Here is a 24,990-nt window from a genome sequence, read left to right on the forward strand (position 1 = left end):
TATCCCTACCTGTCAAATCAATGACAGGGCGGGCAGAAAATGCGGCGCTGCACCATGATGCAGCGCCGGAGTTTCGGGGAGGAAACAGGGCGCGTCGTTGTGCGACTGCGTAAAACCGGTTGCCGTGGCGGGAGGCGCGCCTTCCGCCACGGCAGGAACCAGACTTCAGAAAGTCTTGCGGATGGAGACGCCGAACGTTCTCGGCGCGGCCACATAGGCGTTACGGTCAACATCCTGAAGCGGCGTATTGAAGTGCTGTGACACATACCGCTCATCCAGCGCGTTGCGAAGGAAGGCAGAAACCGACAGGCCGTTGTCGAATGCCAGGCCAAGGTTTGCGTTCACCAGGGTCACGGCATCTTCTTCGAGATTGGACGCGGTGTTGGTGAAGCGCTCGCCGGAGTACTGGAGCTGAAGGAGACCCGTCAGCGCTTTGCCGCCGGACAGTTCGTAATCCAGGTTCAGCGCCGTATTGGCAGAGATTTCCGGAGCATTGGGGAACCGGCGGCCGGAGAGGACGCCAATTGCCGCGTCTTCGCCATAGCCCGCTTCGGGCAGCCAGGTGGCCGAGGCATTCCAGACGAGATAGTCGGTCAGGGCCTGCGTATGCTCAAATTCCGCGCCGTAGGATTCAGCCTCCGGCGAGTTCAGGATCGTGAAGATCAGACCGAGGAACTGGGCGACCTGAAGATCCTTGATGTCGTTATAGAAGACCGCGACGTTTGTGCGCGCAGCGCCGTCCATCCAGTCAACCTTGGCGCCAAGTTCGAAGGCATCAATGGTTTCCGGCGTGAAGATCGGATCAGCAGGCGTGCCGGTGTCGAGCGGGTTCAGCGAGCTGCCCGGAACGCCGGCGCCGCTGGCGTCAACGTTTACACCGCCGGCTTTGTAGCCGCGGTTGTAGCTGGCATAATACATCAGATCCGCATTCGGACGGTATTGCAGGCTGAGCGTACCCGACACGGCTTCATCCGCAAAGGTGCGGGCATATTCCGGGCCGGGGCCCGAGCCGGCGATTGCCAGCGGATCGAAGACCGGATCACGGAAGAAGTCGTAATTGAACGAGCCTGTTTTCTCGTCCTCGGAGTAGCGCAGGCCGGTGATCAGGTTGATCTGGTCGGTGAGCGCAAAATCCCAGTGTGTGAACAGGGCGAGCGACTCGGCGGTTCCGATCAGAACTTCTTGCGCCCAGTTGCCGGGCGCGGCGTTGGAGAGGCCAGCGGGAACACCCTGCGCGCCGAGCACCACATCCCAGAAAGGCTGTGCCTGGGTGCCCCAGGTGAGGTCGCGGCCCATGTCCAGCTCCTCATCGGAGTAGAAGGCGCCGAACAGATAGTTCGCATTCACCGCGCCGGTGAGCTCACCGCCATAGGTGAATTCCTGCGAGAAGAAGGCCGAATTGAACTTCTCATTGATGATCAGGATGTCGGCGCCAGTGAAGTCAGCGTCGGCATTCTGGACGGTATCGTATTCACGCGAGGCGGTGACGGATTTGAGCGTGCCGGGGCCGATGTCCCAGTCAACCAGCAGGGCGAGGCCCTTGTCTTCAACCTTGTTGGCGGTCGGCGTGTTGATGCTGGCTTCATAGTCTTCCAGATCGGAGGACGGGAGCTGTAGCCCATTGGCCAGCGTGAGCCCGTTGATCAGCGGCTGAAGCGGGCCATCCAGAGCATTGACCGTCGCGTAGCCGACTTCGTCATCCTCTGTGGAATAGTCTGCGATCAGTTTCACCGACAGCGCGTCGGTGGGCTCCCACAGAGCGCTGACCTTGAACGAATCCATGCTCTGGTCGTTTTCGCTGTCGCCCGCCGGGCTTTCAAGGAAACCGTCCTGCTCCGAATGGCTACCCGCGATGCGCAGGGCGAACGTGTCGGTGACAGGAATGTTGACGGCGCCGGAGATGTCGAACGCATTGTAGTTGCCATAGCTACCGGCAACATAGCCGTTCACTTCGTCGAGGTTTGGCGCAGTAGAGTTCAACAGGAGTGCGCCGGCTGAGGTGTTCTTGCCGAACAGTGTGCCTTGTGGGCCGCGCAGCACCTGCAGACCGTCAATGTCGAGGAAGCTCGACAGGGCCTGGCCCGAGCGCGTTCTGTAGACGCCGTCAATGAACACGCCGACGGCGCCTTCAAAGACGCGCGACTGGCCGGTTGTGCCGATGCCGCGGATCTGGATGTTGGACGAGGCAGCCGGGGCGTTCGTCTTGCTGAACGTGATGCTCGGCGAAACGAGGCTGATATTTTCAATGTTCTCGACACGGAGCTCGGCGAGCTGGTCGCCTGTGACAGCGGTAACCGCGAGCGGCACGTCCTGCACGCTCTCTTCGCGGCGCTGGGCAGTGACGGTGACGGTGGACAGGCGGCGGTCATTTTCGACGGCCGCAGTCTCGGCGGCGACGGGCTCTGCCGGGGCGGTTGTTTCCTGCGCCAGAACGGATTCGCCAGCGATGCACCAGACAATCGCCGTGCCGGCCAGAAGCCGCACGTTTCTTTTAAGTGACAATGTATCCTCCCAGGATGTGTTCTTGTATCGCCTCTTGGGCCATATATTGTTTGTTGGACATCCATCTATTATTTCTGTCAAGTGGCGCCCTAACGGAACCCGCAAAGTTTCATTAACGCTGAACCGGGCCGGATATGGCGCCCGCCGGCCCCTCCCCAACTCTCACTTCCAAACCGGGACCATACAGCGCGGGGCCCTTTCCCAAAGGCAGTGACTTACGGAGAGCTACGCCCCCCGAACGCGCCAGCGCCCTATTCACGATGGCGCGGCGCGAGCGGCACCTCGAGAGTTAAACCTCACTTCATGAGCCCCAACATACTTAATGACATTGAGGATATGAACATGATCCGTGTCATGACTTTTGTGTAATCAGAGCGCATGCTTAATGTTCCGATAACCAACGTATACTGATCTCCTTATTTTCACGGATTGATCCAGCCTATACACAGGGCATGCCGACAAGCTGGGGATTGGCACTGGAATAGACCCGCGTGCGATAGTCCCGCGGCGGTCTTTTTTCTACGCCATGGGTCTCCAAGGAGGTGTGGATTATGACGTGGTTTGTTTCTCTTGTAATGTTCTGGGTCGGCGTAAGCTTCGGGTTTGTCCTGGGCGCCTGGTGGGTCGCGGCGCATACCCGTGAGCGCGAAATGGATGAGCGGTGTTGCCGGGACGGGCCATCTGACCGGGAAGAACAACCCCTGCCCTAAAAGGCAAATCCGGGAAGCCACGCGGCGAAGTAATCTGTCTTCGCCCTGAGGTCTTCATATGCTTCGTCTACAGATCGCCTCAGAAACCTGACGCGATCACCCGGCGCTATCTGGCCGAGCAGATGGCGGTCTGCCCGGATGACCTGCAATACATGCGGGTAGCCGCCTGTGGTCTGGGCGTCGGGAAGAAGGACGAACGCATTTCCCGAGGGCGTCAGCTGCACGGCGCCGGTGAAAAGGGCAGCGCTGGGCTTCTGGCCGCCGTCCTGCGGCTGTGGCCAGGGTCCGGACAACTCAAGACCCGTGCGGTCCATCCGGTTTGTTGTCTGGAAGGTTTCCGGCCAGATGGCGGGGCCGATAGATTCGAAGTCCGGCCCCGGAACACATCTCAGGATATGGGTGCGCGACATGTGTGGCCGCAGCGCCGCCGGCGTGGTGAGGTCGAGAGCGGGCCCGCTGGCGCGCTCGCCGGTCAGCACATCACCCGCCTGAAGCGCGCGGCCGGAAAAGCCGCCGAATGCGGCGGGCAAAAAGGTGGATGTGCTGTCGAACACATTCTCAGCAGCGAAACCAGCCGGAACGGCGAGATAGCTGCGCACTCCGGCGGAAGGATAGGCAAAGGCCAGACGGTCACCTCGCCGCGCCTCCAGGGCTTGATGGGCGGGAACCGGCGCGCCGGCAAGGCTGGCGCCGGCTGCCGCGCCTGCGAACGCGAATACCGTATCCTGATGGAATTCGAACTCTGCTGCGCCAAATGTTATCTCAAGAGCGGTCGCCTGCTGCGGGTTCCCCACAAGGCGGTTGGCAAGCGCCATCGAGAGCGGGTCTGCGGGGCCGCTGGCCGGAATGCCCTGATGGCGCAGCCCCTCACGCGCGCGGCCCTGTAATGTCGCAAGCGGCCCGGACTTGAGAACGGTCAGCACCATCGCCTTATCGCTCGATCGCCAGTTTGATCTGCATGCCCGCCTCCAGTGTGAACGGCGCATCCCGGCGTATGTCAAACAGCGGCTCGGTGATAGCGCCGATGATTGGCCAGCCCGCGGGGCCGGCCAGCGCGTAAAGGCCCAACTGCCCCGTAAGCATGCCGACCGAACCGGCTGGCACCCTCTGGCGCGGCGCCGGCAGGCGAGACGCTGTCAGCGCGCCGTCAACGCCCGCGACATAGGCAAAGCCCGCCGTGAAGCCCATCATGTCAACCAGTAACGGAGACGCGCAGATGCGTGTCAGAAATGCCTCCGGTGTCAGGGCGTTTTCGGCAGCAACGCGCTCAAGATCAGGCGCTGAAGCTGCGTCCACCCGCATGCGAAGCCGGATGCAGCGCGCGGGCGTTTTTTCTGTCTGCTGATCTTCCTGCGCCTGCTGCGTCAGGAGGGCACGCGCCTCTGCGGGCGGAAGGGCGATCGGATCAAACTGGACGGTCACCTCTCCTTTTCCGGGCACCACGTCGCGCCATCTTCCGGACGCGCGAAGGGTTGCCGCCAGCGCATGACGCGCGGCGCGATCGGCCGCCTTCACCGCGATTGCATCATCCCCCACAGGAAAAATCTCGCACAGGCTCATGGGTGGATGGTAATTCCTTGCTGCTCCAGCGCGGCCCGCAGGAGCGCCGCGCTCCGGGCCGCGCCGGGTGTATCGCCATGCAGGCAGATTGTTTGAACACGGATAGGAATAAAGGTCCCGGTGCGCACCCTGACCTGCTGGTCGAGGGCCATGCTCAGAGCTTGCGCGCTCTGGGCGGCGGGGTCTTCCAGAACGGCGCCGGGCAACGCGCGCGGTGTCAGGCTGAGGTCTGGTTCATACGCGCGGTCGGCAAAGCCTTCGGTGACATAGGTGAGGCCGGCAGCTTGGGCGGCGCGCTCCAGTTCGGAGGCCGGCGGGCCGAGCAGAGTGTTGATCCCGGCGTCAACACAGAGCGCTGCCGTGAGGGTGGCAAGCTCACCGTCGCGGGCGGCATCATTGTAGAGCGTGCCATGGGGTTTGATATGGCGGACCTGGGTATCGGTGGCCGCCGCGATGGCGAGCAGGCTGGCGACCTGCTCCTTCAAGGACAATGCCAGCTGCGGCAGAGAAACATTGTTCCGGGAACGGCCGAACCCTTCCCGGTCCGCATAGGAGGGGTGGGCGCCCGCCAGCACGCCGCGCGCCTTCGCCATCCGCAGCGTCTCTGCCATCGACTCGGCATCGCCCGCATGGCCACCGCACGCGATGCTGCACCGGGAAACAACATCCAGGATCGCATGGTCGAGCGCCCTGCCCGCTTCGCCGGGAAGCTCGCCGATATCTGCATTGAGGCAGATGCTGCGCGTCATGGCCAGATGCCCAGCGCGCGCAGGATGAGGCGGAGCCCGAGGAACGCTGCGACCAGAACAACAAGGACGCCGAGCGCGTTGCGCACCGGCCCGTTGGTATGGCTGCCGAGTACCGATTTTCGGTTCATGGTGATGAGCAGAAAGGCAGCCACGACGGGCAGCAGGAGGCCGTTGGCGACCTGCGCAATCAGGATCAGCTCCACCGGCCGGATACCCAGCAGCGCCACGCTCAGGCCGATGAACACGATGGCGAGCGCAATGCCCTTGAAGAACCAGCCCGACTTGGGCCGGCCCGTCACTTCACATACGGCATACGCCGTTGCCAGCGGCGCGGTGATCGCGGAGGAGAGCCCCGCCGCGCAAAGCCCGGCGCCCGCCAGGATGCGCGCCGCAGACCCATAGGCAGGTTCCAGCGCCGAGGCCATGTCCGCCCCGCTGGAGATCACCATGCCTGCGCCAAAGAGGCTGGCGGCTGCCGTGCTCAGCACAAGGATGGAAATCAGGCCGCCAAGGCCAACCGACACGCGCGTGTCGGCGATGGCGGCGTTGAGGCCGGCTTCTGTGTTTTCCTTCCAGCGTTCGCGGACAGCCGCCGCATGGAGAAACAGATTATACGGCACGATGGTTGTCCCGATCAGCGCCATGGCCGTCAGCAGGCTGCCATCGGGCAGCGTGGGGCGCAGGCCGCCGATCATGGAGCCGATGTCGGGCCTTACGAGCACGAGACTGGCGGCAAAGGCGAGGCTCATCAGGAGGACGAGACCGATCAGGACGCGCTCAAGGGTCTTGTACCGCCCGAGCAGCAAAATCAGCGCCGCGAGGAGGCCCGTTGCGAGCGCCGTGATGCGCTGAATGCCCTCTCCTTCCCCCAGGATGGCGCGCATGCCGAGGGCTCCCCCCGTGATGTTGCCGGCCTCATAGGCAGCGTTGCCCAGCGCCAGCGCGGCCAGTACCAGCACGATGGCGCCCCATTTGAGCGCCGCCGGCGTACCCGGCGCGACCAGCGCCTCCCCCAGCCCCGCGCCCCCAAGGATGCCCAGACGCACGGTCATCTCCTGCAGGATGATTGTCGCGAATGTGGCAAAGACCAGCGCCCAGACGAGGGCAAAGCCGAAATTGGCCCCGGCAAGCGTGCAGGCCGTCACCGTACCCGGACCAATGAAGGCGGCAGCAACCAGCGCGCCCGGACCAATGGAGAATTTGCGCGTCATTCGGCGGAGAGGCCCCGGCGGGTTTCCAGATAGGTGGCGAAGCTGGCGAGCCAGTGGCTGCCGGCATAATGCTCTTCACTGACCGAGGCGACGCCGGTTTCCTTGTGCAGGGCGGCCGAGGCGAGCAGTGCCGGCCGGCGCGGATCGGCCTCCGGCAAGGCAGAGGCGATGCCTTCGAGCGCCCAGGCGCGGGACAGGTTCAGACCATCGAGGTGAACCAGCTTGCCATCAGAGGGATCGAGCACGACGCCCGGCGCGAGCCAGTCGCCATTCCCATCCTGCGGGATCAGCGGCAGGAAGGCGGTCAGCCAGGCGGCAAACGCTTCCCGGTCCATCACGCGGCGCATCAGGTCTGCCTCCATCAGGCAGGGCGAGAGAAAGTCTTCGCCCGAGGGTTCGTAGCCGAGCGGGCAGGAGACGTCCCCGCTGTAGAACTCCCGCGACTTGGCAGCGATCTGTTCACGGAAGGCCGTGTTGCCGGTCGCGTCGGCCCAGTCGATCATCAGGCCGAAGGCAAAGGCTGTCTGGTTGTGCGTGCCCGCGCGGATGGGGTAGACGAGCTTTGGCAGCCAGGCGCTGGTATAGTCGGCGATCAGGGTTTCCAGAGGCGCCAGCGTGCCCGCCCATTCGGCCGCCTCGGGAAAGTCTGCCTCGCGCAGCTCGGTCATCAGTTGCAGGAACCAGGCGGTGCCATAGGGGCGCTCGAACGACGCCCTGTCCGGCGCCTGAAAATAGGCGACCTCGCCCGCGATATTCTCCTCCGAGAAGCTTTGCGCGAGGGCCGTCTTGATGGCGTCTGCGTAGGGCGTTTCCGGATCAGTGTTCAGGATACGCACAAGCAGCCAGTGCCCGTGCACCGAAGAGTGCCAGTCAAAGCAGCCATAGAAAGCCGGATACAGCTCGCGCGGCGTGGCGGCATCGGCGGCGGAATTCAACACGTGGCTGATCTTGTTGGGATAGTCCTTGTGAACGCAGGAAAGCGCGAGCCGCGCAAAACGGTCTGTCACGACGCCCTCGCGTGGCGGTGGCAGGTCTGCAAGCGGATCGGCATGCGCCCCGGCCTCTGCTGCAGGCGGGACCTCTGCGGCGGGTGCGTCGTTTGCGGGCTCAGGCGAGCAGGCCGCCAGGGCCAGGACGCTGAGACCTGCAGCCAGTATCAAACTTTTCATGTCCAGCGCTCCCAAGGTTTCTTTCCCACGGGTAACAGCTGGCAGACGGCAGAGGCAAGCGGCAGCGCGCCCCGACCTTGCCCATAGGGAAATCAAGATAACACTATGCAAGTAGATTAATCGATAATATCCTGCCGAAAATCATCTAGCATATGGCTGACTCATAAAAGATGATTGGGAGGAATATTGCGATGAAAAGACCATCCTTGTGGGCAGCCGCTAGCGCGCTGGCCATTGTTGCCACTGGCCAGGCCATTGCCCAGGAAGACACCGAATCGACAGAGGTGAAACGCCTCGAACAGGTGACCGTGACCGCCGTAAAGCGCGAGCAGAGCCTGAATGATGTTCCCGTCTCCGTGACGGCCTTCACCGAAGACATGCGCCAGGACCTCGCGCTCGACAGCCTGTCGGACTTTGCGCGCTTCACGCCCAGCCTCGCTTTCTCTGCGGGCGACGACCGCGTGTTCATCCGCGGCATCGGCCGCCAGACCAACACCAACGGCTCCGATCCCGGCGTGGCAACCTATGCCGATGGCATTTATGATTCCTCCACCAGCGCCGTCAGCAAGAGCGACTTCTTCGTCGAGCGCGTTGAAGTTCTGCGCGGCCCGCAAGGCACGCTGTATGGCCGCAACTCCATTGGCGGCGCGATCAACGTCATCTCCAAACGCCCGACCGATACGTTCACCGGCGAGGCGCGCGTAGGCATTGCCAACTATCAGACCTCGGAAGTTGAAGCCGCCATCTCCGGCCCGATTGCCAAAAATATCCGTGCCAAGCTTGGCGGCTCGTTCCGCAATCAGGAAGATGGCTATTACAAGAACGTTGCGGGCGGCCCCAGCGAGGGCGGCGCGAACGAAACGACCTACGCCGAATTCCAGTTGGACATGGACCCGGCGGAGAACTTCAATCTCTGGCTCAAGGCAGATTATCTGGACGCGGACCTGCGCAACCGCAGCACAAACCTTGCCTCGCCCTATGATCCCTTCCCCTTCCCGCCCGGCTATCTGACACCTGGAAACGCCTTCGGATACCTGATGCCTGGCTTTACGCAGACAGGGTCTACAACCACCAACCCCGGCGCTACGGACATCCGCAAGTTCAACGCCAACACGCCGACAGAATCCACCGTAGACGGCAATTATGGCTTCGCCGCCATTGCCACCTGGAGCCTGCCGACTGTCGACATCAAATACAGCGGCGGCTACCGGATCTTCGACTATGTCTCCAACCGCGATGACGACAATACGGATATGTTGTCGTATTCCTATCCGCTTGATTCGGCGAATATTGCGGCGGGCGAAGTGTTCACCGGCGGGCCAAACTGCGCCTGGCTTCTGGAGAACCTCGGCCCGGTCTGCGCTGCGGCCACCGTCAATCCTGCCCGCACCTTCGGCTATATCGAAGACCGCTCCTATTCCAGCCATGAGCTGACTGTTCAGTCCACGACCGATTCAGATCTCTGGTGGATCGCAGGCGCCTATGCCTATTACGAAGACGCGCATCAGGAGTCGCATTTCGGCAACGCAGCCCAGCCGGAAATGCTGGCCCCTGTGGGTGGCCCTGCCAATCCCAGCGGGGATTATGTAACGGCAATTTCAGACCTCAACACCAAATCTTATGCCGTCTTCGGACAGGCCGATTATGCGGTTACGGATACGGTGACCCTTACAGGTGGCCTGCGCTATTCGAAGGACGAGAAGTACGGCTCGGAACAGCTGCGCGTTCTCGGCTATGGCATCGTGCCCGGCTTCACGCTGGGTGGTTCGGGCAATCTCGCGCCCGTGCTCGACCTGACGGCAGCCACCGCGTCCTACACCGACGCCGAGGGTGTCGACAGCCCGGTCGTGATTGATCCGGTAACGGGCCTTGCCAGCCGCCGCCTTGCGCATGACTGGAGCGCCCTGTCCGGCGTTGCAGGCATCCAGTGGCAACCGGATGCGGCGACGAACTACTTCGCGCGCTACAGCCGTGGCTACAAATCCGGCGGTTTCAATGCTGGCGGCATCAGCCAGTTCCCGCTGACCGACAAGGAGCTTCTGGACGCCTTCGAAGTGGGCGCGAAGAAATCCATCGGCGACCAGCTGCAACTCAACGCAACCTATTTCTACTATGCCTATGACGGCCTTCAGGCCCCGCTGGATGTGGTGGAAAACGGTGTGCGGCTCACGCGCTTCTTCAACATCGAGGATTCACGCGCGCAAGGCATTGAACTGGAAGCGCTGTGGACGCCTACGGATCAACTCCGCATCATGGCGAGCTATGCCTATAACGACTCCGAGATACGCAATGCCTGCTGCTTCATCGACGTTGTGGACCCGCTTGGCCTGCAACCCGGCGCCCAGCCCGTTGGCCCGATCGATGCCAACGGCAACCAGCCGCAGAACCTGAAAGGCCAGACATTGCCCCGCACGGTGCCTCACAAGCTGGGCCTCAATGCCAGCTATGACATTCCGCTGGGCTCGATTGGCGACCTGACGGTTTCGGGCAACTATTCCTGGCAGGACGCAACCTATCACGGCGTCTTCAACCGGTCGTACACGGAAACCCCGGCGTTCGATCAGGTTGACCTCATCGGTGTCTGGAAAAGCCCGCAGGATCGTTACCGTGTGGTCGGCTACGTCAAGAACGTGTTCGATGAGCAGGGCTATGACGGGGCAACCGGCACGCAGACGGCCATTCCGGCTGGCGGCTTTGCCAATACGCTCTACCTGACCCCGCCGCGCACCTATGGCGTTCAGTTGCAGATGAGCTTCTGATCCACAGGGCATGGAACACGCCGTGACCCGCAAGGCAGGAAAATTACCCTGGGCGACGAAGCTCATCTACGGGGTTGGAACCATCGCGTTCGGTATCAAGGACCATGGTTTCAACGCCCTGCTGATGATCTACTACAATCAGGTAATGGGCCTGCCTGCGGCCTGGGTTGGCACCGCGATCATGTTGGCCATGGTCGTGGATGCCATCCTGGACCCGGTGGTCGGGCAATGGTCTGACAGCCTGCGGAGCAAATGGGGGCGGCGCCATCCGTTCATGTATGCTTCGGTCATTCCGGTCGGGATATTCTACCTGCTGCTCTGGTTCCCGCCCGCTGACGCCTCGCACCTCATCCTGTTTGCCTATCTTCTGATCATGACGACCATAACGCGCACATTCATCGGCGTGTATGAAATTCCGTCCACGGCGCTCCTGGCCGAGTTCACCCAGAACTATCACGAGCGCACAGAGCTAGTGTCCTACCGGTATTTCTTCGGCGTGGCCGGGGGCATTCTGATGGGGATCTTCGTGTTCACCGCCATCTTTGCCGATGACGCAACGGCCGAAGGCGGCCTGCTCGACAGTGCCGGCTATCACACCTATGCGTGGATTGCAGCGCCCCTGATGGCCACTGCCATCTTTGCCTCCACCATCGGCACGCATAACCGCATCTCCAGCCTTGTCATACTTCCGCCACCAGAGCGCAAACCGCTGATCCAGACGATGCGGGAAATGTTTGCCACCCTGTTTCATCGGGTCAACGCACCGATCTTCATCGGCAGCATTTTCGGCTCGATGGCGGGGGGCCTGAACGCGGCCCTGACCATCTATATGCAGGCTTACTTCTGGGAGCTGAGCAGCGATCAGATCGCCCTGCTCACCTCGGCCGGGCTGCTCGGCGTCATTCTGGCGCTGGTGATCGCCCTGCCCCTGTCCAAGGCCTTCGGCAAGAAATGGACGACCCTCGTTCTGTTTGCTGTGACGCTCGCGGGCATTGTCACGCCGGTGCTGCTGCGTCTTGGCGAAATGTTTCCGGTCAATGGCGACCCGGCCCTTGTGCCCATCCTCTTCGCGTTTCAGGCGCTCGTTGCCATGTCGGTCGTTGCCGCCGCCATCCTGACAGCCTCGATGATTGCCGACGCCACCGATCAGATCCAGCTCTCCACGGGCCGCCAGTCGGAGGGTCTTCTGTTTTCTGCGTCCACCTTCATCGGGAAAACTGTGTCAGGCATGGGCGTTCTGGTGTCGGGGCTGCTGCTCGCCTTTGTCGGCTTTCCAGATGACGCAAAACCGGGCGCTGTTGCGCTCTCGACGATAAACGACCTGGCACTGGGCCTGACACTTGCAACATTCGTGTTCACGTCCACGGCGCTCGTCATCATGAGCTTTTATCCTGTAACGAAGAAGGATCACGAATCAGCCGTTGAAACATTGGCCCGCAAAAGGGCCGAACAACTTTGACGGCACCGCGTTCCACCCTAGAATACCCGCAAGACCACACTGACCCCCGGCAAGAGAGTTGTAATGGCCAAAACCCCTAAAACGGAAAAGCCGGAACCTGCTCAGGGGGATACGGCTTCGGAGATCAAATATCCGAGGCGGACCGAGCGGCGCAGGCGCACACGCCTCAAGATACTTGAGGTGGCCGTCCGGCAGTTCAGCAAATCGGGGTTCTCGGCAACCACGATGCAGAATATTGCCGACGAGGCGGATATTCACGTCACCACGCTGTTCATGCACTTTAATTCCAAGAACGAGCTGGCCACCAGTCTGGCCAATGACGCGGTCGACAGACTTCGGGACCGTGTCCTTGCGGCCCGCGGCTCCAGGCCGTTCTTTGAGTTTTTCCGCGAAGAAGCCCTTACCTATGCCGCCAACCGGCGCAGTGTTTCCCAGCCTGACGCGGCGCTCTGGAACAACTTGCGTAAGGATCAGGAACTGGCATTCGCCTGGACATCCTACGAATACGGACAAAAGGGTTTGTACGCTGAATATATTGCCAGTGAATATGACATCGACCGAACCACCAGCTATCTCGCCGATCTGATCGCCGCGCTCGTTGTGGAATGTCTTATCCTGCCTCATGAAAGATGGGCGCAGGCGCCCGGCAAGCGCAATCTCGCCGAGGAAATCGAGCAAGCGGTCAATCTTACGGAACGCGCCGCCAAGCATATGCTCAAGGCCAGAGACCCCAGCGCCTGATCCCTGCGCCAATACAATCCGTAAAAAAACTGAGCGGCCAACCAGAGTCACCTGTGGATTAACGCAGGTTTTTGGTTCATATATAAAACCGCTCAAATCAATCTGAGGACACTGGCAGTCGATGACGGAAGCCCCTTATAAAGCACCCGCCCTGGAAAAGGGCCTCGATATTCTCGAATGCCTTGCCAGCCTGCGCACGCCTCAATCCATTTCCGACATTGCACGGAACATCGGCCGCTCCCGCAGCGAGATTTACCGCATGGTCGTCGTACTGGAAATGCGCGGCTATGTGGAGCGCACCGAAGACCCCGAAAAACTGCAACTATCGAACCGCCTGTTTGAAGTGGGCATGCGCTCGCCGCCCAAGATGGACCTGCATGAAGCCGCCCTGCCGGAGATGTCGGCGCTCGCCTCGCAGATGATGCAATCCATCCAGCTCGCCGTCGTCAGCTCTGAACAGATTGTCGTCATTGCACGGACTGAAAGCCCCGATGATGTCGGCTTCAGCGTGCGCCTCGGCCATCGCCGATCCATCATGAAATCGGCTTCTGGTCTGGTCCTGTTCGCATTCGCCTCGCCCATGCAGGAGGCAAAAATGCTGGAAGACCTCAAAGCCACCGGCGCAACGCCCGCCGAGCTGGAAGCGCTCCATGCCCAGACGCAGCAAGTCCGCGAAACCGGATTCGTCTGTATGCCTTCCCGGATGGTCGACGGTGTGACCGACATTGGCGCCCCCATCTTCGATGCGGCCAGCAGCGGCGCCATCGCCAGCCTGACTGTACCTTTCGTCGTCACCCGGCGCGCGAAGGTGTCCCTGGACGAGGCGCCTCACCTTGTTGCGGATGCCGCCCGGCGCATTTCCGTAACGCTGGGCCACGCGGCATCTGCGGGACGTTAATCGTGATGGAAGACCTCTTCCATCGGCGCCCACCACTCTCCTTCCGCCACTGACTCCAGCGGGCTCTGACAGGGATCGGTCAACGCCCACCATCGCTGCGTTTCCGGATCGTCCGCCATCGCTTGCATGTCGGCGTCATAATCGGCGCCATGATATTCAAACATGCCGACAAGCAGGTTTTCCGGCTCGCGCAGGAAGATGCTGTAATTGCGAATATTGCAGGCCGTAATCTGCCGCAGGATCGACGGCCAGGCATCCGCATGCAGGCGTTTGTATTCTTCCATTTTCTCCGGATTCAGCCGGATCATCATCGCTTTTCGAAGCATTCGCGTCCTCTCCTGGTCTCCCTGCGCGCCGCACTCTTCACGAACATATACGCGGCCCGATTTACGTCTGTCCTGCGCCTTCGGCCTCGCAAACGGCCCTGACGCAAGGTCAAATCAAGTTCATATACAAACTCTATGCTTGCATATGAAACGTCATTTGCTTAACAAGTAAAGACGAGGCCACCCATGAGACGGAGCCCAACGGGAGGATAAATGCAGATCGGCGCAGGCTGTGACCCGTCCCCAGCGATGGCAGGGCCAGGATCAGATGTGCAACTGCCCCACCGCATTTCCCTTACCATCGCCAGCCTGGAGCCCACGGCATGATTGACAGTATCGAAGCGCGCGACATCCGCTTCCCCACATCGCGGGACAGCCACGGCTCCGACGCGATGAATCCGGACCCGGACTATTCCTGCGCCTATGTCACGCTGAAAATGCGCGGCGGTGATCCGGCCGGCAATGGTCTCACCTTCACCATCGGGCGCGGCAATGATCTCTGCGTCGCCGCCATCGAAGGGCTCGGAAAACATCTCATCGGCCGCAGCCTGGACGAGTTTGAAGCCGACCTCGGCCTCGCCTCCCGCCTGTTGCTGAACGATAGCCAGTATCGCTGGCTTGGGCCGGAAAAAGGCGTCGTGCATCTTGCCGCCGCTGCGCTCATCAACGCCGTCTGGGACGCGCTGGCGAAACGCGCCAAAAAACCGCTCTGGCGCTATGTGGCCGATATGTCTCCCGAACAGATCGTCTCGGCCATCGATTTCCGCCATATCAGCGATTTCCTCAGTAAGGAGGAAGCCCTGCACCGCCTGACACAGCAGGCGCCGGGCAAGGCTGCGCGCATCGAATTCCTTACGCGAGAAGGCTATCCGGCCTACACGACCTCCGCGGGCTGGATCGGATATTCCGATGCCCAGATCGTCCAGCTCCTCAAAGGGGCGTATGCGGAAGGCTGGCGCCACTTCAAGATCAAGGTGGGCGGTGATCTTGCGACCGATGTGCGCCGCTGCGCCCTGTTCCGCGAAACCTTGGGCAAGGATGTGAAGCTCAGCGTCGACGCCAATCAGGTCTGGAACATCGACCAGGCCGTCGCCGCGATCAAGGCCATCGCGCCCTACAACATTTATTGGGTGGAAGAACCTACGAGCCCGGACGATGTGCTCGGCCACAAGGAGATCGCCCGCCAGGTCGCGCCCATTCAGCTGGCCACCGGCGAACACGCGCACAACAAGGTGATGTTCAAACAATTCCTGCAGGCGCAGGCCATCGGCTTCTGCCAGATCGATTCCTGCCGTCTTGCGGGCGTCAATGAAGTCATCGCTGTCATGCTGATGGCCGACAAGGCCGGTATCCCTGTCTGTCCCCATGCCGGCGGCGTCGGCCTCTGCGAATATGTTCAACACCTCTCGATGATCGATTTCGTCTGCATTTCCGGCACGATGGAAAACCGCGTGATCGAGCACGCCGCGCACCTGCACCAGCATTTCCGCAATCCCATCGAGATCCGCAACGGGCGCTATCTGGTACCCAGCGCGCCGGGATATTCGGTCGACCTCTGGCCACAGAGCATGGCCGATCATGAATTTCCCCATGGCAAAGTCTGGGCGGAGGAAACCGTCGCTTCATGATTTCAGAGCCCCCCGCATTGATATTGCCGGAATTCGGCCTCGGTGCGGCGGGGCTCGGAAATCTGTATACGGCTATTTCTGATGAGACGGCGCGGGAAACTCTGGACGCCGCGCAGGCGGCAAGCCTGGATTATTTCGACACGGCGCCCTTCTATGGTCACGGCCTCAGCGAGCATCGTGTCGGCGCGCATCTCCGGGCCACCGGCAACACGCCGCGCCTCTCGACCAAGGTAGGCAGACGGCTGGAGCCTGCGGGCAACCGGCCAATTCCGGACAATGGATTCGAGGCGCCAGCCCCCTTTATTCCGGTGTTCGACTATTCGGCGGGCGGCATACGCGCGTCGTTCGAGGACAGCCAGACCCGGCTGGGCGTACAGTCCGTGGATGTCCTGCTGCTCCACGACATCGGCGAGATGACACACGGCGCCGCCCATCCCAAAATAATGAAGCAGGCGCTGGAAGAAGCGTTGCCTGAAATGGCCGCCATGAAATGGGAAGGCCGGACAAAGTGGATCGGGCTCGGCGTCAACGAGCTGGATGTCTGCCGCGAGGTGCTCGAGCACACCCCCCTGGATGTGCTCCTCATCGCCGGGCGCTACACCCTTCTGGAGCACGCCTCTTCGCTCGGCTTTCTGGATGAATGCCACCGCGCGGGCGTCAGGGTGATCATCGGCGGCGCTTTCAATTCCGGCCTTCTGGCCGCGGCACCCGGCGACCCTCAGCATTATGATTATGCCGCCGCGCCAAACTGGGCGATCAACCGCGCCGCCGAGCTGCGCGAAGTCTGCGAGGCGTTTGGCACATCCCTTCCTGCTGCCGCATTGAAGTTTTGCAGCGCCCACCCGGCAGTGGTCTCCGTCATTCCCGGCGCCCGCTCGCCAGATCAGGTTCGTCAGATTGCTGACTGGATTGCCAGCGACATCGATCCGGGCCTCTGGGACGCGCTGAAGAATAAAGGGCTCATTTCTCAGGATGCGCCGGTGTGATGATGGAAAAGATCGACACGCATATGCACGTCTGGCGCCTCGCGCGCGGGGATTATGACTGGATGACGCCAGATCTCGGCGCCATCTATCGTGACTTCCAGATCGATGACTGCTGGGAAGAAACCAAAGCTGCCGGCATCTCGCAAACCATTCTCGTGCAGGCTGCTGCGACCGCCGCAGAGACCGACTACCTCCTCTCGCTGGCAGCAGCCGATGCCCGCGTGGCCGGCGTTGTCGGATGGGTGGACTTTGAAGCGCCCGGCGCCGTAGATGAAATCGCCCGCCGCGCCGCCGATCCGCGTATGCTCGGCCTACGCCCGATGATCGCCGATCTTCCGGACCCGGAATGGATACTTGCACCCGCCTTCACCCCCATTCTCGACGCCATCGCGCGCCACGGCCTCGTTTTCGATGGCCATGCGCGCGCCGATCTCATCCCAGTCATGACACAGCTCGCAGATCGCCACCCCGCCCTCAAGATCGTGCTGAATCATGGCGGAAAGCCCCAGATTGCTTCCGGAAATCTGGCCGTCTGGCGCGATGACCTGCGCGCCCTCGCCGAACGACCGAACGTTGCCTGCAAGCTATCCGGCCTGCTCACCGAGGCTGGCCCGCACACGGATGATACCGCCATCGGAGAGATTGTGGACCACATGCGGGCCTGCTTCGGCCCGCAACGCACCCTCTGGGGCAGCGACTGGCCGGTGCTCAACTTGGCGGGCAGCTACGCCGCCTGGGCCGATCAAAGCGCGCGGCTCATCGCTCGTTTCTTCCCGGATCATCAACAGGATGTCTGGGCCACCAACGCACGCCGCATCTACCTCAACAGATCAGGAGCATGACATGGGCCGGCTAGCAGGCAAAAAAGCACTGATTACCGCCGCGGGCGCCGGCATTGGCCGCGCCTCCGCCGAGGCATTTGCCCGCGAAGGCGCGCGCATCATCGCCACAGACATCAGCGCCGAGGCGCTCGCCGCCCTCAAGGGTACAGCCAACATCGAAACACAGCTTCTGGACGTGACCGATCCCGCCGCCATCGCGGCCCTCTTCACGACCCATCCCGATCTCGACATTCTGTTCAATGTCGCAGGCTGGGTCCATCATGGAACGATCGAGACCTGCGGCCGGGATGACTGGGACCGCTCGCTCCTGGTCAACCTCACCTCCATGTATGAAACCTCCCGCGCAGCCCTGCCAAACATGCTGGCACATGGCGGCGGCGTGATCCTCAATATGAGTTCCGTCGCCTCCAGCGTCGTCGGCGCGCCCAACCGCTTTGCTTACGGCGCCACCAAGGCCGGTGTGATCGGGCTCACGAAAGCCATCGCTGCGGATTATGCGGGCCGCAACATTCGCTGCAATGCCATCTGTCCGGGCACGGTTGATACACCCTCGCTACAGGGCCGTATGTCGGCGCAGGGCGACTATGACAGCGCGCGCCAGATGTTCATCGCGCGCCAGCCCATGGGCCGCCTCGGCACCGCCGAAGAGATCGCACACCTCGCCGTCTATCTCGCCTCAGATGAGGCATCCTTCACGACGGGCGCGATTCACGTCGTTGACGGCGGCTGGACAAATTAGGAGCGGATGCAATGAAGATCCTCAGAGTTGGCCCTCCGGGGCGCGAAAAGCCGGCAGTTCTTGATTCCAGCGGCAATATGCGGGACGTCAGCGACCTGGTGGATGACTGGGATGGCCTGGCATTGTCCGATGCCGTGTTTGCGCAGTTGCGCAAGGTTGACCTTGCCACCCTGCCCATGCTCCCGGCCGCCAGCCGGATCGGCCCCTGTGTCGCAGATGTCGGAAAATTCATCTGTATCGGGCTGAATTATGCCGATCACGCCGCCGAAACCGGCGCCGAAGTGCCTGCTGAACCCGTGGTGTTCTTCAAGGCGACGAGCGCCATCTGCGGGCCGAATGACAATCTCGAAATCCCCCGCAAATCGGAGAAAACCGACTGGGAAGTCGAGCTCGGCATCGTCATCGGCAAACACACAAAATACGTCTCGGAAGAAGACGCGATGGACCACATCGCCGGCTATTGCGTGGTTCACGACGTCTCCGAGCGCGCCTTCCAGCTTGAGGGCACCGGCCAGTGGGTAAAGGGAAAAAGCGCCGATACGTTCGGCCCGATCGGCCCCTGGCTCGTCACCCGCGACGAGATTACCGACCCGCAAAACCTTACCATGTGGCTGGATGTTAACGGCGAAGCCATGCAGCGGGGGTCGACCTCGACCATGATTTTCGGGGTGGCGCATATCGTCAGCTACCTCTCGCAATTCATGAGCCTTCAGCCGGGGGACGTGATTTCCACAGGCACGCCTCCGGGCGTGGGCCTGTCGCGCACACCGCCGCTCTATCTGAAGGCGGGCGACACGGTAACCCTTGGAATTCAAGGCCTTGGCGACCAGCGCCAGGTCTGCATCAACGCCTGACACAGGGCGTCGCGGCACGGACAAATACGGTCAGTTGCGGGACAAATCCGGACAAACTGGGACAATTTGGGACACGCTTGCCTGCTGATAGCAGCCCCGCCTGAAAAGCGCGGGAACCTATTCGCGTCACAAGACGTTCCTCCCCCAGTCACATTCCAAGTCACATCCCAGCAAACGACCGAACAGACCCCACGGAGCCGATCATGCAAGTCCTGAAGACCCTCCCTGCCTTCAAAACCGGTACAGCGATCACAGGGCTCCTCCTGTCGGCCGCCCTAATCGCCCAACCCGCCGCTGCTGTCGGCGCGACACCGGAAGCGGTGGTCAACACGGCCGTCGAGCGGACCTTGTCGGCACTGGAAGACAACCAGATCAGCGATCAGGAAGCCGACGCGATCCTCGAACTGATCGACGTGGACCGCGTCGCCCCCTTCACCATGGGCCGCCACTGGCGCACCATGGATGACGCGACCCAGGCCAGCTTCGTTAAGGCCTTCCGTCAGTTTGCCCGCGTACAACTGCGCGAGCATCTGGCCGAGTTCTCCGACGCCGAAGTCGAAATCCTCCGCACGGTGGAACGCAAGCCGGGCGACGCCATCGTCACCACCAAGGTGAGCGCCGATTCTGAAGAACACACCGTCAGCTGGCGCGTAACCGAGAATGATGGCTGGAAAGTCACAGACATTGAAGCAATGGGCCTATGGTTCGCCATCGAACAGCGCGCCCAGTTCCAGGCGATGCTCGACCAGAACGGCGGCAACGTGAATGAGCTGATCAAGGAAATCGGTTCGGCGCGCTAACCGCAACTGAACCCCTTATCGGAATAGAGATGAGCCGGAAGCCCCTGAGGCCTCCGGCTCTTTCCGTTTCTGGAAAAGGCTTCAGTTCTTGCGCGCCGTGAACGGCGTATAGCTGCGGCAATTCATCGGCATACCCATGGAAGCCAGGATGGCGGCTTCCTCCGCAGGCACATCAATATTGAAAGTGAAGAGGGAATAGCCCCGGATCAGGCGTGGGCTGACAAGTGTGTAGCCGTGGATCACGCTGGCCCCGCCCCCGGCCCGCTGATCGTCCACCATTGTGCCCCGCCAGCTGTTCTCGCCAACTTTTGACCAGCGCTGCTCGACATTCCCGGCATCGGCAAGTTTGGAGGGGTGAAACTTGCCGCCCCATTGAATGTTGCGCGTGGCGCTTTTTAGGCCGCCAGTATTGACGCTCTTTCCGCGCAGCATCGGACAGGCGCTGAGGTCTGTCGCCGCCGCCTGAAGGGTCCAGTTGCCGTCTTCCGGCGCCATCGCATTGAACAGTTGCACATCGCACTGCCCCATCCCGCCATAGGTGACGTTGATCTCTGTACGGTCTCCCGCCGTCCAGTAAGGATCGCGCCCCGGCACCATTACCAGTGTCTGATCCTTGGCGCCCTTCGGCGCTTTCTCACCGGTAATCAGCTCCATATCGGCGACGGTGAGGTCTGCCAGCTTGCACTGGCATCCGGCCGCCATCGAGCATTTGGCAATCACGAATTCCGCATGCGCGGGAAACGTCAGAAAGAACAGCGCAGCAAGTCCGAAAAGAATACGCATGGGTCTAGTTCTCCTTGGAAGGATCAAGCAGGGCTTCAAGTTCAGCGGCCGAAAGCGCGCCGCGTTTCATTGGCGTACCGGAAAGCCGCTTCATCGCCTCGTCCGGGCTGGCCGCCGCTTTGCCGCCGCCTTGTGAAACAGGCTGAGGCGAAGGCTTGGCAGGCGCGGGTGCAGGTGTCTGCCCCCCGGCTGCCGCCAGCGTCAGGGTGAAGTCATTCGCCGCTCCGGGAAGAATATCCACCACGGCGCGGTATTCGGCGCCCTTGTCACTGACAGCGGAAACTTCATACCGGCCCGGCTCAAACTCGCCCGTTGCGCTGACCTGCTTTCTCGGCGGCGCCCAGACATCCGTTGCCGGAACATCCAGCGGGATCGCTGACCAGGAAACAGCCTCTCCCGCCGCGCCCTTGGGCAGGCGGAAGGTGGCCTTCACGAGCGGTATGTCATCCTGTGTGGCCGCGCCCTGAGTGGCGGCCGCCGCGCGGGCAGACAGCTCCGCGCTCGTCGGCTGGGTTTCATCCTGATACGGCACGCCGACCCCGAAGGTCCGCGAGAACAGAATCTCGTATTTACCCGAGAGGTAGCGCAGCTCATAAATACCCGGCTCGGCGGGCGCCGTCAGGCCCATTTTGCCTTTCTTGTGGAGCGAGTAACCCCAACTCTTCGAATAGACCTTTCCCGGATCGCCCGGCTTCGCGATCACGATCCGCTGGCCGACCTGATCAGGCCCCCGCCAGGTGAACAGGAAACGCTTGCCCGGCTCCACTGTCCCGATGGCGTCAAAGCCATTGGACGCCGCGACCACCTCAATCGGCTGGCGCTCGATAACGCCGCGCGCGGGCACCGCCAGAATCAGGTCGTATTCTCCCGGCTCGCTCGGCGCCGTCACGGAAAAGGGATTGTTGCCAGTTGTTCCGCCGCCAATGACCCCGTAGGCGCCGCTGACAGGCGGGGGCGGCGCGCCGCGCCTGGTGAACCCGGCATAATCGGTGTTCTTGGCCGTGCCCTTATAGGAAACCTTGTACGTATGCCCCGCTTCGGCCTTCGGGCCGATGTCGAAGAAAGCCTCCGTCGGCGGCGGAGGTTCAGCCTCAGCAATCTGGCCGAGCGCGTCGGAAAGCTCCTGCCCCGTTTGCGGGCGCAGCAGCAGGCCGCCGGTCGCCTCCGGAATGCACGAAAGGGAGGCCGCCTCCTGCTCGGTCAGCCCGAAGCCGACCACATGCGCGCGGATCTCGATGCCTTCTGCAGCGAGTTCCGCGGCCAAGGCGCAGGGGTCCGCCTTGCAGGTTTCCAGGCCGTCCGTAACCAGAATGATGTCCGCGCGCTCTGCCGTCTTCGGGATCTGCTTCTGGGCCATGCGCAGCGCATCTGTCAGCGGCGTCATGCCATTGGGCCGGATCTGGTTGACGCGGGAGGACAGCGTCGCGGCGTTCTGTACGCCGGTCTCCGCGATTACCTCGATATCGGCGCAATCGCCCCGGCGGCGGTGGCCATAGGCGATGACGCCCAGAGGCTCTGCCGCGTTCCGCGTGCGGAAATATTCGCTCATCACATCGCGGGCGACTTCGATCTTCGTCGTGCCGCCTTTCAGCTGGCCCCACATCGAGCCCGAGGCGTCGAGGATCAGGATCGACGCGCTCTCCGCCTCCTGCGCTTGCGCGGCGGGCATGGCAGCGGCCAGCACGGCCACAGCAGACATCGCCGCGCGCAACCCCGGCGCACGGCGGGCGAACCGTTTCGGTATCAGGATACTCATTCTGCAATCTCCTGCGTATCATTCTGTTTCAGGCGGGGAACCGGCGAGATGATATTCTCCGCCAGCGGAAGGGTGAGCGTTGCCGTGAGGGGCAATGCCTTGGCGTCGTCTTGCGACAACTCCACCTCCAGCGTGCCAGACAGTTGCCCCGCTGCGTTCAGCGCAAAGCGCGCCGTTCCTGAGGACGCCGTGCCGATTGCAAGACGCCGGGGCGCGCCTGCCTCGTCCTTCTCCCAAATCTGGTAAGGCGCGATGAAACTGCCCTCGGCGGCGGTGTCCATGTCCGCCTCCGGAACAATCGCGGCGTCCTCGCCTTCCGGTGATACCGGGCCGAGCGAGACCGCCAGAAGGCAGAGATGCTGCACGCTGTCATCGGCGGCAGAAACCATTGCGCCCTGCACGCCCACAATCAGCCCGCCATCCGCGTCTGCGCCATAGACGCCGCCACCAAAAAACGCGCCTTCAAGACCGCCACTGAGCGTGCCCTGCGCCACGGGCGCATCGGGGTTCTCAGCCGTGATGGCCCGGAGACGCGGCCCATCCATCTCCACGGGCATAAGCTCGCAGGATTGGGGCCCGAGCTGCTCAAACACAAACTCGGCGATGGAGGGTTCGCTCTCTGCCTCCGCGCATCCGGCAAGCGCCAGAACCGCGAGGGCAGAAAGCATCAGCGTACGTCCCACTGCCTGTCTCATCACCATCCCCAGCTCACGCCGGCGCGCGCGCCCACTGTGCCCGAACGGAAACCCGTCCCGACACCGACATTCACGAACACGTTCTCATGAACCTTGCCGATGGCGCCAAACCCTGCGGCGCTGGAGTTATCAAAGTGGCCAAGATTGGCCGACACGGCGAACGTCTGATCGGGCTGCAACACCTGCGCGCCGCCCAGCGCCAGCGACATGGCAACACCATCCGATTGCTTTCGGAAGCGATCATCGGTCTGCTGGATCGAGGCAGCGAGCCCATCAACACGCGCAAACCAGGGCTGCATATCCATGGTGGCGAGGTTGCCGGCACCGTCTGCCGTCACGGCATAGACGGGACCAGACTGGGCCGCGCGGCTGGCGTCAGACGTGATGCCCGCCATCGTGTAGGTGCTCGAGGCGCCGCCGATGGCGACCTGATTGGCACGTGTGGTGGTCACCCCCTGGCCGATGGCAATCGAATTGTCGAAGCTGGCCGCCGCGCCCTGGCCAATGGCCGTAGACTGAGCACCTGTCGCCTGCGCGCCAGCCCCGATGGCCGTGCTGCCCGCCTGGCTGGCATTCGACGCCGTGCCGAGGGCCAGCGCATCTGGCGCGCCTGCGATCCCGACAACAGCGCTCGACTGCAACCCGGCAAGCTGGGCTTCGGCGTCCTGCAGCGTGGTGCGCAGTGTCGCGAGTGTGGCTTGAAGGGCGGCGATCTCGGCCGCCTGCGCAGGATCAATCCCGCCGCCGCCCACCGCCACCATCGCCGCAGAAAGCTGGCGCAGGTTGACCGCGTCAGTGCTTTCGAGCGCATCGGCGACATGGATAAGGTTGCGCTCATTGCCGTCCGAGCCGATGGAGACGGCATAAGCCCGGTCGGCCACAGCTTCATATCCTATGGCGGTGGCGCCTTCTTCTGTCGCGGTCGAGCTGACACCAAACGCCGAGCTGTTGAGCCCGTCAGCAATGTTGAGATAGCCCATTGCGACACTAGCCAGGCCGTTGGCGGAGTTCAGATAACCAATGGCGGTGCTCCCGTTGCCGTTGGCGGTGTTTGAATATCCAAACGCGCTGCTGGAGTTACCGATGGAAAACGAGCCATTTCCAAAGGCAGAGCTGTACTCACCGTCAGCTGTGTTGGCACGGCCGAACGCGCTTGCGCCTGTTGCCGTCGCAGAGTTTACAAAGCCGAACGAATTGCTCTCAACGCCCAGGGCCTCGTTACCATTGCCAAATGAGCTCGCGTCCGCGCCATTTGCAAAATTATAACTACCAACTGAAATCGCCTGCTCCGCGAATGCCCGATTCTGAAAGCCGGCGGCAACGCTATTGTCGCCGTCGGCCTGGTTCTGGGTACCAATGGAATTGGCTTGAGTGCCGTCAGCGGTGTTTGAGGCACCGCTCGCAAATGAAAAATTGCCGGTCGCCGTGTTGAGATGACCCATCGCGATCGAATTGGAACCCGACGCTGTATTACTGAACCCGACCGCAGTGCTTTCGCTATTGGTGGCTTCATTGAGCGCGCCAATGGCCGAGCTGTTTGCGCCACTAGCGGTATTTCGATAGCCAACAGCTGCGGTGTTTTCCCCATCGGCGAGGTTTTCGAAACCATACGCGCTCGCATCGGGTTCACACGCCGCGTTGCCATCGCCGTCTTGTGAGCCTTCCGGTGGATCGCCATCCGTGCAGATGCGCGCCTGCGCCTGAGCGCCCTGCGCTGCGCTCAGCGCAATCGCCAGCAGCGACGCGCTCATTGCCCAGCGCGCTGTGTTTCCCGATACGGATTTCCGGATTTTAGATGTCATAAGGTAGCTCCTGTTCCCCTA

At 62.1% G+C, this 24,990-nt stretch carries 22 protein-coding genes; 11 read left to right on the forward strand and 11 right to left on the reverse strand.

Annotated features, from left to right (window positions below):
• Positions 1-165 precede the first annotated feature (165 nt).
• Positions 166-2,502 (reverse strand): TonB-dependent receptor, encoded by a 2,337-nt coding sequence (locus tag HNE_RS10495; RefSeq protein WP_011647116.1) that lies wholly within the window; start codon positions 2,500-2,502, stop codon positions 166-168.
• Between the two features lie 551 nt (positions 2,503-3,053).
• Here HNE_RS10495 and HNE_RS18730 point away from each other — a divergent pair.
• The gene (locus HNE_RS18730; RefSeq protein ID WP_011647117.1) at positions 3,054-3,212 is read left to right on the forward strand and encodes a hypothetical protein; all 159 of its coding nucleotides are present in this window, start codon (positions 3,054-3,056) and stop codon (positions 3,210-3,212) included.
• Here the strand turns inward: HNE_RS18730 and HNE_RS10500 are convergent.
• Genes HNE_RS10500 through HNE_RS10520 form a run of 5 tightly spaced genes read right to left on the reverse strand, consistent with a single transcriptional unit; the run spans position 3,209 to position 7,901 of the window.
• Positions 3,209-4,138, reverse strand: a complete 930-nt coding sequence (locus HNE_RS10500) for a biotin-dependent carboxyltransferase family protein (protein ID WP_011647118.1) — start codon at positions 4,136-4,138, stop codon at positions 3,209-3,211. The genes HNE_RS18730 and HNE_RS10500 overlap by 4 nt on opposite strands.
• A 4-nt stretch (positions 4,139-4,142) precedes the next feature.
• Positions 4,143-4,772, reverse strand: a complete 630-nt coding sequence (locus tag HNE_RS18025) for a 5-oxoprolinase subunit B family protein (protein WP_011647119.1) — start codon at positions 4,770-4,772, stop codon at positions 4,143-4,145.
• Positions 4,769-5,521: a 5-oxoprolinase subunit PxpA gene (pxpA, locus tag HNE_RS10510; protein WP_011647120.1), complete on the reverse strand. Its 753-nt coding sequence runs from the start codon at positions 5,519-5,521 to the stop codon at positions 4,769-4,771. Before pxpA ends, HNE_RS18025 begins: the two co-directional genes overlap by 4 nt.
• The gene (locus HNE_RS10515) at positions 5,518-6,732 is read right to left on the reverse strand and encodes an Nramp family divalent metal transporter (RefSeq protein ID WP_011647121.1); all 1,215 of its coding nucleotides are present in this window, start codon (positions 6,730-6,732) and stop codon (positions 5,518-5,520) included. The genes pxpA and HNE_RS10515 overlap by 4 nt, the downstream gene beginning before the upstream one ends.
• Positions 6,729-7,901, reverse strand: coding sequence for a DUF2891 domain-containing protein (locus HNE_RS10520; RefSeq protein ID WP_035592207.1), 1,173 nt, complete (start codon positions 7,899-7,901; stop codon positions 6,729-6,731). The genes HNE_RS10515 and HNE_RS10520 overlap by 4 nt, the downstream gene beginning before the upstream one ends.
• Before the next feature lie 191 nt (positions 7,902-8,092).
• Here HNE_RS10520 and HNE_RS10525 point away from each other — a divergent pair, with 191 nt between their 5' ends.
• The 4 genes from HNE_RS10525 (at position 8,093) to HNE_RS10540 (ending at position 13,758) form a co-directional block, all read left to right on the forward strand.
• Entirely contained in the window at positions 8,093-10,660 is a 2,568-nt protein-coding gene (locus HNE_RS10525; protein WP_011647123.1) for a TonB-dependent receptor, read from the forward strand.
• A gap of 10 nt (positions 10,661-10,670) precedes the next feature.
• Complete coding sequence (locus tag HNE_RS10530) at positions 10,671-12,119, forward strand: MFS transporter (RefSeq protein WP_011647124.1); 1,449 nt, start codon at positions 10,671-10,673, stop codon at positions 12,117-12,119.
• Positions 12,120-12,182: 63 nt separating this feature from the next.
• Positions 12,183-12,860: a TetR/AcrR family transcriptional regulator gene (locus HNE_RS18030; protein ID WP_011647125.1), complete on the forward strand. Its 678-nt coding sequence runs from the start codon at positions 12,183-12,185 to the stop codon at positions 12,858-12,860.
• 121 nt (positions 12,861-12,981) lie between these two features.
• Positions 12,982-13,758, forward strand: a complete 777-nt coding sequence (locus HNE_RS10540) for an IclR family transcriptional regulator (RefSeq protein WP_011647126.1) — start codon at positions 12,982-12,984, stop codon at positions 13,756-13,758.
• Here HNE_RS10540 and HNE_RS10545 read toward each other — a convergent pair.
• Positions 13,755-14,084 carry an L-rhamnose mutarotase gene (locus tag HNE_RS10545; RefSeq protein WP_011647127.1) on the reverse strand — a complete coding sequence of 110 codons (330 nt, stop codon included), beginning with the start codon at positions 14,082-14,084 and terminating at the stop codon, positions 13,755-13,757. The two genes, HNE_RS10540 and HNE_RS10545, sit on opposite strands and share 4 nt — an antisense overlap.
• Before the next feature lie 323 nt (positions 14,085-14,407).
• Between HNE_RS10545 and HNE_RS10550 the strand changes: the two genes are divergently transcribed.
• From HNE_RS10550 to HNE_RS10575, 6 genes are all read left to right on the forward strand, one after another.
• Positions 14,408-15,712: an enolase C-terminal domain-like protein gene (locus tag HNE_RS10550; RefSeq protein WP_011647128.1), complete on the forward strand. Its 1,305-nt coding sequence runs from the start codon at positions 14,408-14,410 to the stop codon at positions 15,710-15,712.
• A complete protein-coding gene (locus tag HNE_RS10555; protein ID WP_011647129.1) occupies positions 15,709-16,698 on the forward strand; it encodes an aldo/keto reductase in 990 nt (329 codons plus the stop codon). Before HNE_RS10550 ends, HNE_RS10555 begins: the two co-directional genes overlap by 4 nt.
• The gene (locus tag HNE_RS10560) at positions 16,698-17,540 is read left to right on the forward strand and encodes an amidohydrolase family protein (protein ID WP_148205863.1); all 843 of its coding nucleotides are present in this window, start codon (positions 16,698-16,700) and stop codon (positions 17,538-17,540) included. Before HNE_RS10555 ends, HNE_RS10560 begins: the two co-directional genes overlap by 1 nt.
• A gap of 1 nt (position 17,541) precedes the next feature.
• Entirely contained in the window at positions 17,542-18,279 is a 738-nt protein-coding gene (locus HNE_RS10565) for an SDR family oxidoreductase (protein ID WP_011647131.1), read from the forward strand.
• A gap of 11 nt (positions 18,280-18,290) precedes the next feature.
• Positions 18,291-19,133, forward strand: coding sequence for a fumarylacetoacetate hydrolase family protein (locus tag HNE_RS10570; protein WP_011647132.1), 843 nt, complete (start codon positions 18,291-18,293; stop codon positions 19,131-19,133).
• Between the two features lie 203 nt (positions 19,134-19,336).
• Complete coding sequence (locus tag HNE_RS10575; RefSeq protein WP_011647133.1) at positions 19,337-19,933, forward strand: MlaC/ttg2D family ABC transporter substrate-binding protein; 597 nt, start codon at positions 19,337-19,339, stop codon at positions 19,931-19,933.
• Between the two features lie 81 nt (positions 19,934-20,014).
• Here HNE_RS10575 and HNE_RS10580 read toward each other — a convergent pair whose 3' ends face one another.
• Genes HNE_RS10580 through HNE_RS10595 form a run of 4 tightly spaced genes read right to left on the reverse strand, consistent with a single transcriptional unit; the run spans position 20,015 to position 24,969 of the window.
• Entirely contained in the window at positions 20,015-20,716 is a 702-nt protein-coding gene (locus HNE_RS10580) for a hypothetical protein (RefSeq protein ID WP_011647134.1), read from the reverse strand.
• Positions 20,717-20,720: 4 nt separating this feature from the next.
• The gene (locus tag HNE_RS18035; RefSeq protein ID WP_011647135.1) at positions 20,721-22,472 is read right to left on the reverse strand and encodes a vWA domain-containing protein; all 1,752 of its coding nucleotides are present in this window, start codon (positions 22,470-22,472) and stop codon (positions 20,721-20,723) included.
• Positions 22,469-23,140, reverse strand: a complete 672-nt coding sequence (locus HNE_RS10590) for a hypothetical protein (RefSeq protein WP_035592205.1) — start codon at positions 23,138-23,140, stop codon at positions 22,469-22,471. Before HNE_RS10590 ends, HNE_RS18035 begins: the two co-directional genes overlap by 4 nt.
• A gap of 26 nt (positions 23,141-23,166) precedes the next feature.
• Positions 23,167-24,969, reverse strand: coding sequence for a YadA-like family protein (locus HNE_RS10595; RefSeq protein ID WP_011647137.1), 1,803 nt, complete (start codon positions 24,967-24,969; stop codon positions 23,167-23,169).
• Between the last annotated feature and the right edge of the window lie 21 nt (positions 24,970-24,990).

This window comes from Hyphomonas neptunium ATCC 15444 (assembly GCF_000013025.1).
Lineage (GTDB): Bacteria > Pseudomonadota > Alphaproteobacteria > Caulobacterales > Hyphomonadaceae > Hyphomonas > Hyphomonas neptunia.